The organism is Paractinoplanes lichenicola (genome assembly GCF_016785085.1).
In the GTDB taxonomy this organism is placed as follows: Bacteria; Actinomycetota; Actinomycetes; order Mycobacteriales; family Micromonosporaceae; genus Actinoplanes; species Actinoplanes lichenicola.
In genome coordinates this window covers 315,899-328,211 of the sequence record NZ_JAENHO010000002.1, presented here as the reverse complement: position 1 = coordinate 328,211, position 12,313 = coordinate 315,899, and the positions used below count along the sequence as shown (strand labels likewise).

The window sequence follows — 12,313 nt, the reverse complement described above, 5'->3', positions numbered from 1 at the left end:
GGTTTGCGGTTGATCGGCCGAGCATGACCCACGAGATGCAGAGGCTGTGTGAAGTGCGGACCGCGGCCTCTCGTCACTTCTGCTCAAGAGCCGAGCCCTCAAGAACCGACCACCTCTCTGCGGAGGTCCGTTCCGGCGAACGAGCAGGCAAGTCGAAAATGGTAGATGAGGCGTGAGCGTCCAGGACTTCTCGAGCTACTGATCGGGCCCAACTCTGCCACGGCGGGGCCGTGACCCCGGGCTACCGCACCGGCACCTCGTTGGTGTAGCCGGTCCGTAGCAGGATTGTGTAGCGGGTCAGTTCGCCGGCCGTCCGGTCCTCCTCGGCCAGCGCCTGGCCGGTGCGGGGGTCGATGATCAGCGAGGTCTGGCCGGTCTTGCCGTTGTCGCCGACGCGTGTGTAGGTGATCGCCAGGCCGGGGCGGCCATGCCGGTCGGTGGCCGGGCCGAGCAGGGTGACGCCCTTGACGTCGGCGAGCATCCGGTATGCGGCGGCCCGCACCCCGGGCGAGACAGGCAGGTCGAAGACGAGGTGCCGCCCGCTCCAGAAGAGCGCGTAGTCGACCGGCTCGGAGATGCCGACGTCCTTGAAGAGCTTCAGCAGCCAGCTGCGCAGCGCCGCCGGATCGGTCGGCAGGGCCTCGAGCTGCGCGGCGGTCAGTGACGTGCCGCCGAGCGGATAGGTCCGGCTCCGGTTCGGCTGGTCGATGTGGCGGCGCGTCCGCGGGCCGGCCGCGCCCTCGACGGCCACACCGCCGTCGGTCCATCGGGTGGGGGAACCGTCGGCCTGCCAGGCGGCCCGGTCCGCGGCGGTGACCGGGGTGGCGGCGAGCCGCTGGAAGAACACCAGGCTGGTGTCGGCGGCTCGGGTCGGCTGCCACTGCTCGTCCTGGAGACGGAGCAGCATGTGGTACGGCCGTTTCGCGGGACCGAGCTGACGGAGCTCGCCGTGTTCTCGGACGACCAGCCAGTACCGCCCGTCGGCGGCGGCGGTGGCGGACCGCTCGGCGGCGACCAGGAGGAGTTCGCGGGCAGTCTTCGGCGCGGCCTCCGGCGCGGGTCCGTTCGTGCCGGTCGGGAAGGGCGCCGGCTGACCGGACTGGCCGAGGACCAGCACGCCGGCCACGGCGGCCGCGGCCACCGGAACCAGGGCGGCCAGCACGAGCCGGCGGGCGGCGGGGCGCGACCGCACCGTCGCCGCGCGGCGGGTCGTCAGGACGTCGTCCAGGACGCGCTGGCCGTCGCTGCTCTGCGCCCATCCGGCGGGTGGCTCGGGGCGTGCCGCCCGGACCATTTCATCGATGTTCATGAGGTCTCCTCACACTGCCAACGGGTTGCGGGCGGGCTTCGGCGCGGTCGACTCGTAGGCCGCCCGGAACCGTTTGCGGGCGCGGTGCAGGCGCACCAGATAGGTGGGCCGGGAGACGTCCAGCACCTTGGCGGCCTCCGCCGGGCTCAGGTCGAACCAGATTCCGGTGATCAGCACCTCGCGGTCCGCCTCGCGCAGTGCCGCCAGCGCCCGGTGCACCTGGTCGCGCAGGGCGACGTCGTCGTCGAGCCGGCCGGCGCCGACCGGCTCCCGGGCGATCCGGCCCTCGACCGCCGTCGACGCGGCGCTCTGCCGGTGCCGGGACAGCACCACTTTGCGGGCGACGCCGAAGAGCCACGCCCGCTCCTCACCCGCCCGGATCCGGTCGAGCGACCGCCAAGCGACGAGGAAGACCTCGCCCACCACGTCTGAGGCGTCCTGGCGGCCGACCCGCCACGAGGCGTACGCGTGGATGTCGTCGGCATGTCGCCGGAAGAGTTCCGTTACCCGTGCCTCGGGATCTTGCATGGCACCTCCGCAAGTAGCTCACTCGGACAGCGGGTACTTGTCGGCGCGGGTGCCGCGGATTACACCGGCGCAAAGATCGATGCTGAGCGAAAGCGCCCAAGTAAACATCGAAAGCGCCCAAGCAAACATCGAATGCGCTCAAGTGAACATCGAAAGCGCCCAAGTAGACCCAGCGCGACCACGCCGCTTGCTGGGTCCGGATATCTGGTCTCGTAAGCTTCTTGATCGATGTCGAAGATGCACAAGGCCTGGAACGGCAGCTGGGCGATCCTCTCGCTGCTCGGGATCACTTTCGGCGCGTTGGCGTTGGCCGGCATTCTCTACTTCGGCCCCGCCTCGAACGCGCAAGCCGTCCGCGACGCGACGGTCAGCAGCGCCTGTTCGCTGACCGGGTGCGACAACCGGGCGATGGCGGTCGTCGGTGTCCTGCTGGTTGCTGTGCCGCTGGGCTGCTGGCAGCTGTTCAAATACTTCTGGACCGGGGATCGGGAGCCGAAGGGCCACCCAGACTGGTACGTGGCCGGCTATGCGGTGCTCTGTTCGATCCTCGCGGTGTCCATCCTGTGGATGCCGGCCCCCAGCCACTCGGGCCGCGGCAACGGCCCGCCCGAGGTGGTGACCAGGCCGGAAGCCGCGTCTCTGGAGGGCGGCATGGGCTGGGGTGTGCTCGCCCTCATCATCGCCGCGATCGCCGTGCGGGTGCTGGAGTCGCGCGAGGCGACCAGGCAGCGCACGGTCTGGCTCGTCGGCCTGGTCCCCTTCCTCCTGGCCGCGATCGTCGCGGCGGCCCGGGCCTGACCCGCCGGTCAGCGGGCGCTCGGGGCGGCTCACGCCAAAACAAAGGGGCGGCTCGCGCCAAAGCAAAGGGGCGGCTTGCACCAGAGCGAACATGGACGATGATCGCTGCTAATCTGTCCGCTGAGTCGATCGGCCGGCGTCACTTTGTCCCGGCCGAACGGGAGTCGACACGAGGAGAGAAGTTTTGCGTACCCCTCTGCGTGCGGGCGCCATCGCGCTTGCCATCACCGCCGCCCTGCTCGGTGGCGCGCTCGCCGCCCAGGCCGCACCGGCCGCGGTCGCCCAGCCGACCGTCACGGTCGGGCCGTTGATCTTCAACCCGCGGGCGCAGGGTGATCACACGGGCAGCATCGACATCGCGATCAAGAACAACTCCGAGCAGCCGTTGAACAGCGGCATCTCCATCACCGAGCCTGTCGCGAACACCTTCGACTTCAACAGCTTCGACGGCGCCGACGGGTGCATCTTCGACTACACCGACGACAACCGCACGATCGTCAACTGCGGGCTCGCGGTCAGCGTCCCCGCCGGTGCGACCGAGATCGTCACCATCGGCTTCCAGTCGTCGGCGGCCCCGCAGCCGTACGCGCAGATCGTCTCGACCCTGGGCCACGTCAGGGTCGGCACCGCCACCGCCGACTTTCCGGCGCTGTTCCGCTCGACCACCGGCTCGCTGCACGACGCCCGCCCGTACGTGCCGGCACCCGTGACCGCCGGCTGACGATCCGCTCCACCACGACGGGCCCTAGTCATGATGACCAGGGCCCTTTCGTATGCCCTAGGAGCCTACGACGGCGAGGATGAAGCCGTCGTAGCCTCTTTCGCCGACTGTCTGGATGGCCACCGCCTCGACGTCGTTGCGGTTGGCCAGCATGTCGACGAGCCGGCGTACCCCTTCCGATCCCTCGTCGGTGGCGTGCAGGACACGGCCTTCGCGTACGACGTTGTCGACCACGATGACGGTGCCCGGGTGGCCGAGCCGAACCGCGTAGTCCAGGTAGATCGCGTTGGACGCCTTGTCCGCATCGATGAAGACGAAGTCGAACGGTTCCGGGTACTCGTCGACGAGCGCCGCCAGGCCGTCGGCTGCCGGCCCGACCCGGATCTCCACGAGATCTCCGACGCCGGCCTGATCGACGGCGGCCCGGGCGACCTCGGCGTGCAGGGGATCCAACTCGAAGGTGATGATGCGTCCGGGTGACCGGATCGCCCGAGCCATCCAGACGGCGCTGTGGCCGCCGAGAGTGCCGACCTCCAGGATCCGCTGGGCCCGGGCGCCACGGATCAGGAGGTGCAGGAATTTGCCTTGGGCCGCCGACACGCTGATCGGGGGCAGCCCCGCCTTCTCACTGGCCCGCTCGACCTCGACGATGACGGGGTCGGAGCCGATCAGGGCGGCGTCGAAATACTTGTCTACGGACGTCCAGGTCTGCTGGTCCGCTGTGGTCACGGCATGAGGCCTCTCGCAGTGCGTCTGCTGTCGGAGCGACGCTAGGCGCGCGGGGGTCAGGCGGTGAAACGATTCGCCGTGGCCGAATCGTGGCCCGGCTGCTCGAACACCTCCAACAACGCCCGCCCGGCCGGTTCGAGGGCGTAGAACACCTGCCGACCGGCCCGGACCTTGCGCACGACACCGGCGCCGTGCAGGGCCGCCAGCTGCTCGGACACCGTGCTGGCGGGCAATCCGAGCCCGGAGGCGAGCCCGGACGTCGTCGCCGGCGTCGTCAACGCCCGCAGGATCAACGCGCGGCGCGAACCGAGCAGGGCGCCCATCCGATCCGGACCCCGTACGTCTCGGCGGTCCGGTTCGGACGCGAGCGCCGCCGCACCGCGACACTGGTACGTCAGTCGCAGGACCGCGGCGTCGTCGGTCGAGCAGCCGACTCGTTGATCGGCGAACAGCATCGGCACCAGCAGCAACCGGCGGCCGTCGGCGGCCAGCCGGGACTCCTTCGCCTTGGGCAGGCTCAGCACCGGCCGTGCCCACCGCGTCCCGCCGTGCAGGTCGCTGAGAACAGCCTCCGGCCCGGCCGTCGCGATGACCCGGCCGCGGCGGAGGATCTCCTCGTCGAGTGCCGAGCGCATCCGTGACCAGAACGGCCGCAGCGCCCGCTGCCAGAAATCGAACAGGCTCTCGGCCAGCAGCGTGAACGATCGAGCCGGGTCCCGCTGATAGCCGGCCAGCCAATCCGGTGCCCCGGCCGGGAAGTGCTCGGCGAACTGCGCGTCGATCGTCGACCGGGGCGTCGCGCACAGCACCTCGAGCTCCTCCTCGACGCTGGGCGCCGGGGAGTCCGCCAGCGGGTGGAACACGTCCGGCGTCCGTTGCCGGGCCCGCACGGCCAGCAGCCGGCCATAGACCCGGAGCGGCGCATCGGCCGCCGTCGAGTCCAGCACGGCACCCGCATGTCGCGCCCATTGCGAATACGGCCACGGCACCGCCGAGCGGCCCCGGCTCAGCAGCTCGACCGCGCCGACGAGCTCGGAGAACTGGCTGACCCCGATCCTCATCGACGCCGTGGCCGAACGGTCCAACTCGATCCGAATCACGGCACCAACCTACGACCCGGCGGCTCGGACGGGTTCGATCGCGAGGTCGGTGATCTGGTCGTTCTTGATGCCGAAGACGAACGCGAAGGACAACGGGCCGCCCGGGAAGTCACCGTCCCCGGAGGCCACCAGCCGGTCGCCCGCGAACGAGGCCGGCGTGAGCACGATCCGGGGATCGATCAGGTGTCCCCGGATCCAGTCGCGGATCTCGGCCTCGCCGGTCCAGGTTTTCCCGTCATCCCGTACGGCGGCACTGTCGCTGAAGACCGCGGCCAGCGCGTCCGTGTCGTGCGCGTTGGTGGCCGCGACGAACTTCTCGACGGCCTTGGGCAGGGCGATGTCGTCGAAGTCCGCGCTGCGCGAAAGCTTCTCGTTCGCGCGTAGCTCCGCCAGTGCGTTCTCGTGCGTCGCGACGACGACGTCGTAACCGGAGTTGCCGAGCACGAGCCGTTGCGGTGGCACGGGTGCGTTCATCGCGGTGATCACGGCCTGCACCCCGCGTACGGGATCGCCGGCCTGGTTGCCGTTCTGGTCCACGAATGCCGCCTTGACGCTCTCGACCATCGGCACGTAGGCGTCGACGGTCTCGTTGACGGGCTCGTTCTGGAAGCCGGCGTAGGCCCGGGTGCGGAAGGCTCCCGGCTCCACGACGAGCACGCGGATACCGAACGGCTCGACCTCCTGGCGCAGGGTCTCCGACAGTCCTTCGAGCGCGAACTTCGCCGCCGTGTAGTAGCCGAAGCCCTGTGCGCCGACGAGGCCGGCCACCGACGACATGGTGACGATCCAGCCCTCGCCGCGGGCCCGCATGCCGGGCAGGACCGCGCGGATCACGTCGGCCACGGCGAACAGGTTGAGGTCGAACGTGCGGCGGATCGTCTCGTCGGGCGACCCCTCGACCGAGCCGAACCAGCCACGGCCCGCGTTGTTGACCAGCACGTCGATGCGGCCGAACTGTTCCTCCGCCGCCTTCACCGCCGTACGCACCTGCTCGGCATCGGTGACGTCGAGCGGGAGAACCAGCACCCGGTCGCCGTACGGTTCGGCCCATTCCCGCAGTTCGGCGGGGCGGCGCGCGGTCACCGCGACCTGATCGCCCTGGCGCAGCGCCGCCTCGGCGTAGACCAGGCCGAACCCGCCGGGCGTGGCCCCCGTGATGAACCAAGTCCTCATGGACTTCTCCCTTCGCTATAGAGCGCAATGTAGCGCTATAGCGTGTACTGTAGCAAGCATGCAGAACGCACGGGATCGCCTATTGCTGGCAGCGGCGGAGTTGTTGGAGAGCGGCGCCACGGTGTCCACCAGGGCGGTGTGCGAACGCGCCGGGGTGCAGGCCCCGACGCTGTATCACCACTTCGGCAGCAAGCAGGGCCTGATCGACGCCGTGGCGAATCACGGCTTCACCCAGTACACGGCGGTCGAGAGTTCCGGCGATCCGCTGGGCGACCTGCGCGAGGGCTGGGACAAGCACGTGCGGTTCGGGCTGGAGCACCCGTCGTTCTACGGGTTGCTCTACGGCCGGGCCGAGCCGGGGAAGCCCTGCGCCGTCACCGCTCCGGCGCACGCCGCGTTGCGGGAGCGGTTCACCGCCGCGGCCACCCAGGGCCTGCTCAAGGTGCCGGCGGAGGACGCGGCCGAGCAGCTGTTCGCCGCCAACATCGGCGTCACGCTCACCCTGATCAGTCAGCCGGAGCCGGACTTCGGACTGTCCGAGCGGGTGCGCGAGGCCGCGCTGGCCGGGGTCCTGCACACACCCTCCGCCGACGCCCCGGCGACCCGGGCCAGCGCCGCGCTGACGTTGCGGGCGCTGGTCGACCACGACCCGGCCGGCCTCACCCCGGGCGAGCGCACGTTGCTCGGCGAGTTGCTGGACCGCCTGGCCCGCTAGGGCATAGGCGGTCGGCTACAGGTTGTTGATCCGGGCCAGCAGCTCGGCCTCGGTCAGGTTTTCCAGGACCGCGTCCTGCTTGCGGCCCAGGACGGCGATCAGCTTCTCCTTCTCGAGCTTCTTGGCCGCCGCCGCCTTCGCCGCCTGGTCCTCCGCGAGGCGGACGGCGATGACGCGCTTGACGACCTCCAGCTTGGTCTCCAGGATCGCCTTGGCCGGGTTGGCCTCGGTGGCCACGAACGACTCGGTGTCGACGGCCTTGAGCTCGGCGTTGACGGCCTTGGCCACGTCGTCGAGGCTGAAGCCGGACTTGGCGGTCAGCGGCAGCTCCCACAGCTGTTCCGTGGTCAGCAGGCCCTTGGCCGACGGATAGCGGAACTTCTCGCGGGTGGCCTTCTCGAAGATGGTCACGATGCCTCTCTCACGTCTCAGAACTGGATGCTGATCAGGCGGCGCCGGCCGCCGGTCATCGTCACCTTGGCGACCACGGAGTTGCGGACCGTGGAGCTGAAGCCGACACCGGAGAGCTGATCCTCCGACGGCTCGCACTTGGTGCGGTCGCCGAGCACCTCGAACACCTTGCGGTGCGGCTGCAGGTCGCCGCGGAGGAACTCGTTGTAGATGCCCCGGGCCGGCTGGTCGTTCACGCACCCCTTCAGCATGAAGAAGTAGTGGCGGTTGCCGACCTCGTTGTCGTCGAAGTAGTTCGGCGAATACATGATGGTGGACACCGGCACGAACTGCTCGGTGGTGATGCCCCACAGCTCCTGACCGGCGCTGCCCGCCCGCATGTCCTTCCCCGGCCGGAAAGCGGTGATCACCTCGCCGGCGACCGTCATCCGGCCCACCTCGACTGTCTCCTTGTGGCCGACCGCCCGCTCGTGGCTGTAATGCTCCAGCTTGCCGTTGCTCTCGGTCTCGATCACGAAGCCGGCGTGGGCGCTCTCCCGCTTGTTGAACTGGTTGACCTCGATCCGGTACTCGCCGTCGGCGATCTTGCCGGCCCAGGTGACGTTCTCGACCGGCTCGCGGGTGAACCGTCCGCCCGCGTTCATGTCGACGTCGAGCTTGTCGCGCTTGTCCTTGTACCAGATGTGGTCGCCGTTGGGCTCGAACACGTGCAGGTCGAGGTCGTCATGGTTGAACCAGGACAGGCTCACCCGCAGCTTGCCGGTCACGTTGCCACCGGCCCGCTTGACCTTCTCCTTGATCGAGTCGGTGACGTTGCCGCCGTACGACCAGGCGAAGTCGTTGTCCCACGTGAACAGCCGCGGGGCATCCGGGTGCCGGCCGGTGGTGAGGCTGACGAAGTGCGGTTCGTGGCTGTTGGCGACCCAGAGGTCGATGGCCGCGGCACCGGGCAGGACGTCCTTCATGAACGCGACCACCGGAATCCGCTCCGGCTCCGCGTCACGAAGGCCCGCACCGGCCGGCTTGGTGGCCGCCCGCATGAGCAGCCCCTCGATGCCGTCCTTCATCCGCGTCTGGGTGTCGTTGTCGACCCACAACACGTTGTTGACCGAGATGTCGGACAGCCGGGCGAACCGCCGCTGCAACGACTCCTCGAGACCCAGCTCGTCGATGGTCTTCATGGCGGCCTTGACCATGGCGGGGGTGATCAACGCCGTCGGGCGCCGGTAGTTCTGCGGCGCCACCTTCGTCTCGAACGACCGGACCGCCTGCTCCAGGCCGACGCCCGCGGAGAGATCCTGGACGAGGGTGCCGATCACCGTGTTGCGGAACCGGGCCGCCGGGTTCGAGGCGAAGGCGTACACGAAGGCCCGCTTGTCGGTGGCCTGCGTCCACTGATTCCGCAGATATCGGAACTCGGTCACCGCCCGGAGATGCTCCGTACCGCGGTAAAGGGCGTTGGAGTCGATGAGGTCGGCGACCGTGTCCAGCGCGTCCGGGGTCAGCTCGGCCAGGCCCCGCTGGAACACCTGCACCGCGGTGTCGAACGCGCCCCGGGCCGCACCGACGTCCTGGGTGCGATGCCGCTTCGCCACCTGGCCGTGCAGGTGGTGCCACACCTCGACCTGGCCGTCGTGCAGCGAGCGGGTCGTCTTCGCCCCGTACTGCGCCTCGGTGGACCGGAAGACGCCGGACAACGGCAGCGTGCCGACGAACTCGTCCAGCGCGGCGGCGACCACGGAGAAGACCGGGTCGGCGGCCGACACCCCGGACCAGACCGTACGGACGTGTCCATTGTGGATCTCGACGACGTTGCCGAGATTCTTGACGAACCCGCGGCAGGTCGAGCAGTCGTACTCGGTCCGCTCCCGGAACCGGAGATTGGTGCCGGCGGGGAACGACTCGAGGAAGGTCAGCCAGAGCGAGTCGCGGTCGAGACCGTCGCCGACGACGTACAACTCGTCCTTGGACATCGCGGACAGACGCGCATTCACATCCGTCACGAACTGCTGGAAGTCGCCCACCGTGTCATCCCCCTTGATCTGCGGAGATCCTACGGAGCGCACGCATTCTTCAGAAACGCATTTCCGCCCGTCCGCACGGTCGCGGACGGGCGGAACGACAACGACCGGGGTCAGCGGTGGGCGCGGAGCCAGGTGCGGATGTCGGTGACGACCTGGTGGTCGGGGTCGCCGAACTCGGGGCGGAACTTCGGGGTGATGTTCATGGTGTGGGCCATGCCGGGGTAGACGATCACCTGGTGGTCCTGGTTGCCGGCCGCGGCCACGGCGGCGTCGGCGGCCAGGGCGACCCGGGCCGGGGTCTGCAGGTCGTTCTCGCCGTTGAGCAGCAGGGTGGGGCCGGTGAACTTGGGCAGGGCCTCGGTCACCGTCGGGAAGCGGGCGATGTCGGTGACGTAGTCCTTCAGCGTCTCCAGGCCCGGCGTGTCCGGGTAGTTGTCGATGCCGCTGGCCCTGCGGAGCACCGCGCCCGCCTCGGCGTCGATGGCGATCTGGCCGTCGTGGTTGGTGTCGGTGCTCGCCTTCACCTTGGAACCGTCGAGCAGCACGGAACGGAACTGGTCGGCCACCTCCTTCGGCTGACCGACGAGGCCGTCGGTCGCTTCGCGCACGGTGAGCCGGCCGTCGCCGTCGACGTCGAACTCGTCGTGCAGCTGCAGCAGCGAACGGCCGAACAGTTGCAGGGTCAGCAGGGTCTTGATGTCCTCGCCGACGACACCCATCGCGACCACCCCGGCCGGCTTCGGGATGCCGTACTTCTTCGGGTCGGCGGCAAGGTTGGCGGCCACGTTCGTACCCTCGCTGTGGCCGAGCAGGACGATCTTCGACGGGTCGATCCGCGCCGAGGCGGCCCCGAAGCGGATGGCCGCGGCGGCGTCGCGCTGGATCAGGTCGTACGGGTTCTTGGGGTTGAGCTGAGCGGGGTCAGTGCTCTCCACCGGCCCGATGCCGGTCACGCCGCGCTTGTTGAAGCGCAGGGTCGCGTAGCCCTCGCGGCTCGCGGCCTGGGCGAGCGGGACGAACGTGGCGCCCTTGCCCTCGGGCAGCGTCTGGTTCATGTCGTTGTGCCCGCTGCCGTGCAGGAACACGACCAACGGCAGCCGGCCCCGCGTGTGACTGGGGTACGTCAGCTCGGCGTCGGTGACCCAGCCGCGGCCGAAATCGATGCGGACCTGCTCGCGGGTGATGCCCTGCCAGCCCGGCGAAGGCGCGGCGGCGGCAGATTGAGCAGATTGAACAGCCCCGCCTCGGGTGTTGCCGATGACGTCCGCGTGGGCGACTCCGACACCGCCGGCGAGCACAGCAGCGGCAGTCAGACCGATGGTGAGGCTTCGGAAATTAGTCTTCGCTGTCATGGGACAAACGCTATTGAGCGCGCTCATCAAGATCGATCCCGTGAGCCCTACTTCTGCTGGTGCAGCAGGCTGTACCAGCCGCGTTCAAAGGACGGTCTCGCGCTCGCCCGCCTGCAGCTCGCCGCGGTCACGGGGCACCTATGCTCGCCTGTGGGAGGCCTGGGACTCTCGGCTCAGGACACGAAAGTGACGTCGGGGAACCGGGGCGACGGCCCGTCGAGCTCGTGACCGTCCCGGCCGCGCAGCCACTTGTCGAAGAACGCGGCCACCAGCTTCCGCTCGGTGTCGACGGCCCGGGCCGGGTCGATGCTGCCGATGATCCGGGTGACGAAGCTGTCGGGCAGGCCGAGCTGCCGGGCGATCTGCGGGATGAGCGGCACGGCGTCCTTGTAGGAGTCCTCGCCGCTCGCCCCCTTCAGCTGCAGGTCGACTCGCCAGCCGGTGCTGTTCTGCCACAACAGCTGCCAGGACGGGGTCTGATGGTGGTCGGTGCCGGGATAACCCATGAACATGAACGGCTGGGCGAGGCCGTGCCGTGCCACCGGCCACAATGCGAGAACGTCCGGGATGAGCGGTGACTCGATGCTGCCGCCGATGTCGATGGCGGCCCTGATGCGGGAGTCCTCGCCCATGGCCCGCAAGGCGGTGAGGCCGCCCGCGGAGACGCCGAACATGCCCGTACGGGAAAGGTCGAGGGCGCCGGAGAAAGCCGACGAGCCGCGGTTGAGGGCGGCGAGCCGGTCGAGCACGAAGCGGGTGTCGGCGAGCCGCGCGTCGAAGATCGTGCTCGCCAGCCGCTGGAAGTCCTCGGGCTGCTGCGCCTCCTCGAACAACTGGTTGAGCAGGCCCTCGACGACGCGACCGTCGGGGAACTGCACCTCGGAGGCGTCGTAGGTGTGGTCGATGGTCACCACCACGTATCCCCGGCTGGCCAGATCCTGCACCACGGTCGTCTCCCAGGTGCGCGGGTCGCCGGCGCCGGGTGAATACAACACCACCGGGAAGGGCCGGCGATGCCGCGCGATCGGGGCGCCGCGGTGACCGCTGGTCCGGGTCGCCGCGAAATCGATCGCCCCGGCCGGGATGCCGTACAGGGTGGAACCGGCGCCGGCGGCACTGCCGAAATGGGCCGCCGCTCCGGGCAACATGTGCGGCGTACGGGGAAAATGGGTGGTGCGGGCGGCCGGATACCAGAGGCTGACCATCAGTTCGCGATAGGGCGGACCGGCCGGCCACGGGTTGGGCCGGGAACGGTCGATCAGGTGCAGGTCCACCGTCCCGACCGGATACTCACCGGTGGGCGGCGGCAGCGTCAGCCGGCCCTGTGATGTGGCGTACGCGGCTGTCGCGGGCGCGATCGCAACACCCCCGACCAGCAACGAAGCAGCTAAGAACGTACGGCGATTCGTCATGAACTGACGCTATGAACGCCGCCCGCCGCGCAGAAGGCGGC

Annotated in this window: 12 protein-coding genes; 3 read left to right on the top strand and 9 right to left on the bottom strand. The window is 69.4% G+C overall.

The genetic code is table 11. The features are described from left to right. Positions 1–241: 241 nt before the first annotated feature. On the bottom strand, positions 242–1,309 hold the full coding sequence (locus tag JKJ07_RS06115) for a CU044_5270 family protein (protein WP_202990256.1): 1,068 nt from the start codon (positions 1,307–1,309) through the stop codon (positions 242–244). A 9-nt stretch (positions 1,310–1,318) separates the two neighbouring features. Then, on the bottom strand, positions 1,319–1,837 hold the full coding sequence (locus tag JKJ07_RS06110) for an RNA polymerase sigma factor (RefSeq protein WP_202990255.1): 519 nt from the start codon (positions 1,835–1,837) through the stop codon (positions 1,319–1,321). 228 nt (positions 1,838–2,065) lie between these two features. On the opposite strand from JKJ07_RS06110, the gene JKJ07_RS06105 reads away from it, so the two are divergent. Further along, the gene (locus JKJ07_RS06105) at positions 2,066–2,635 is read left to right on the top strand and encodes a hypothetical protein (RefSeq protein ID WP_202990254.1); all 570 of its coding nucleotides are present in this window, start codon (positions 2,066–2,068) and stop codon (positions 2,633–2,635) included. Between the two features lie 184 nt (positions 2,636–2,819). Beyond that, positions 2,820–3,356, top strand: a complete 537-nt coding sequence (locus JKJ07_RS06100) for a hypothetical protein (protein WP_202990253.1) — start codon at positions 2,820–2,822, stop codon at positions 3,354–3,356. A 57-nt stretch (positions 3,357–3,413) separates the two neighbouring features. On the opposite strand, the gene JKJ07_RS06095 is transcribed toward JKJ07_RS06100, so the two are convergent. From JKJ07_RS06095 to JKJ07_RS06085, 3 genes are read right to left on the bottom strand one after another with little or no spacing between them, the layout of a single operon-like run. Continuing rightward, a complete protein-coding gene (locus JKJ07_RS06095) occupies positions 3,414–4,085 on the bottom strand; it encodes an O-methyltransferase (protein WP_202990252.1) in 672 nt (223 codons plus the stop codon). A 56-nt stretch (positions 4,086–4,141) separates the two neighbouring features. Continuing rightward, positions 4,142–5,185 carry an ArsR/SmtB family transcription factor gene (locus JKJ07_RS51605; protein ID WP_202990251.1) on the bottom strand — a complete coding sequence of 348 codons (1,044 nt, stop codon included), beginning with the start codon at positions 5,183–5,185 and terminating at the stop codon, positions 4,142–4,144. A gap of 9 nt (positions 5,186–5,194) precedes the next feature. After that, on the bottom strand, positions 5,195–6,358 hold the full coding sequence (locus JKJ07_RS06085; RefSeq protein ID WP_202990250.1) for an SDR family NAD(P)-dependent oxidoreductase: 1,164 nt from the start codon (positions 6,356–6,358) through the stop codon (positions 5,195–5,197). Between the two features lie 58 nt (positions 6,359–6,416). On the opposite strand from JKJ07_RS06085, the gene JKJ07_RS06080 reads away from it, so the two are divergent. Then, positions 6,417–7,073: a TetR/AcrR family transcriptional regulator gene (locus tag JKJ07_RS06080; protein ID WP_202990249.1), complete on the top strand. Its 657-nt coding sequence runs from the start codon at positions 6,417–6,419 to the stop codon at positions 7,071–7,073. A gap of 15 nt (positions 7,074–7,088) precedes the next feature. On the opposite strand, the gene JKJ07_RS06075 is transcribed toward JKJ07_RS06080, so the two are convergent. From JKJ07_RS06075 to JKJ07_RS06060, 4 genes are all read right to left on the bottom strand, one after another. After that, entirely contained in the window at positions 7,089–7,484 is a 396-nt protein-coding gene (locus JKJ07_RS06075) for a hypothetical protein (protein ID WP_202990248.1), read from the bottom strand. A 17-nt stretch (positions 7,485–7,501) separates the two neighbouring features. Then, positions 7,502–9,508 (bottom strand): DUF8224 domain-containing phage-derived protein, encoded by a 2,007-nt coding sequence (locus JKJ07_RS06070; RefSeq protein ID WP_202990247.1) that lies wholly within the window; start codon positions 9,506–9,508, stop codon positions 7,502–7,504. A 110-nt stretch (positions 9,509–9,618) separates the two neighbouring features. Continuing rightward, positions 9,619–10,860, bottom strand: coding sequence for an alpha/beta fold hydrolase (locus tag JKJ07_RS06065; protein ID WP_202990246.1), 1,242 nt, complete (start codon positions 10,858–10,860; stop codon positions 9,619–9,621). Between the two features lie 173 nt (positions 10,861–11,033). Next, the gene (locus tag JKJ07_RS06060) at positions 11,034–12,272 is read right to left on the bottom strand and encodes an alpha/beta hydrolase family protein (protein ID WP_202990245.1); all 1,239 of its coding nucleotides are present in this window, start codon (positions 12,270–12,272) and stop codon (positions 11,034–11,036) included. Positions 12,273–12,313: the final 41 nt, after the last annotated feature.

Excerpts from the sequence above, each read along its gene's own strand:
- JKJ07_RS06115 (WP_202990256.1), bottom strand. The coding sequence starts at position 1,309 with ATGAACATCGATGAAATGGTCCGGGCGGCACGCCCCGAGCCACCCGCC.
- JKJ07_RS06110 (WP_202990255.1), bottom strand. The coding sequence starts at position 1,837 with ATGCAAGATCCCGAGGCACGGGTAACGGAACTCTTCCGGCGACATGCC.
- JKJ07_RS06105 (WP_202990254.1), top strand. The coding sequence starts at position 2,066 with ATGTCGAAGATGCACAAGGCCTGGAACGGCAGCTGGGCGATCCTCTCG.
- JKJ07_RS06085 (WP_202990250.1), bottom strand. The coding sequence starts at position 6,358 with ATGAGGACTTGGTTCATCACGGGGGCCACGCCCGGCGGGTTCGGCCTG.
- JKJ07_RS06080 (WP_202990249.1), top strand. The coding sequence starts at position 6,417 with ATGCAGAACGCACGGGATCGCCTATTGCTGGCAGCGGCGGAGTTGTTG.
- JKJ07_RS06065 (WP_202990246.1), bottom strand. The coding sequence starts at position 10,860 with ATGACAGCGAAGACTAATTTCCGAAGCCTCACCATCGGTCTGACTGCC.
- JKJ07_RS06060 (WP_202990245.1), bottom strand. The coding sequence starts at position 12,272 with ATGACGAATCGCCGTACGTTCTTAGCTGCTTCGTTGCTGGTCGGGGGT.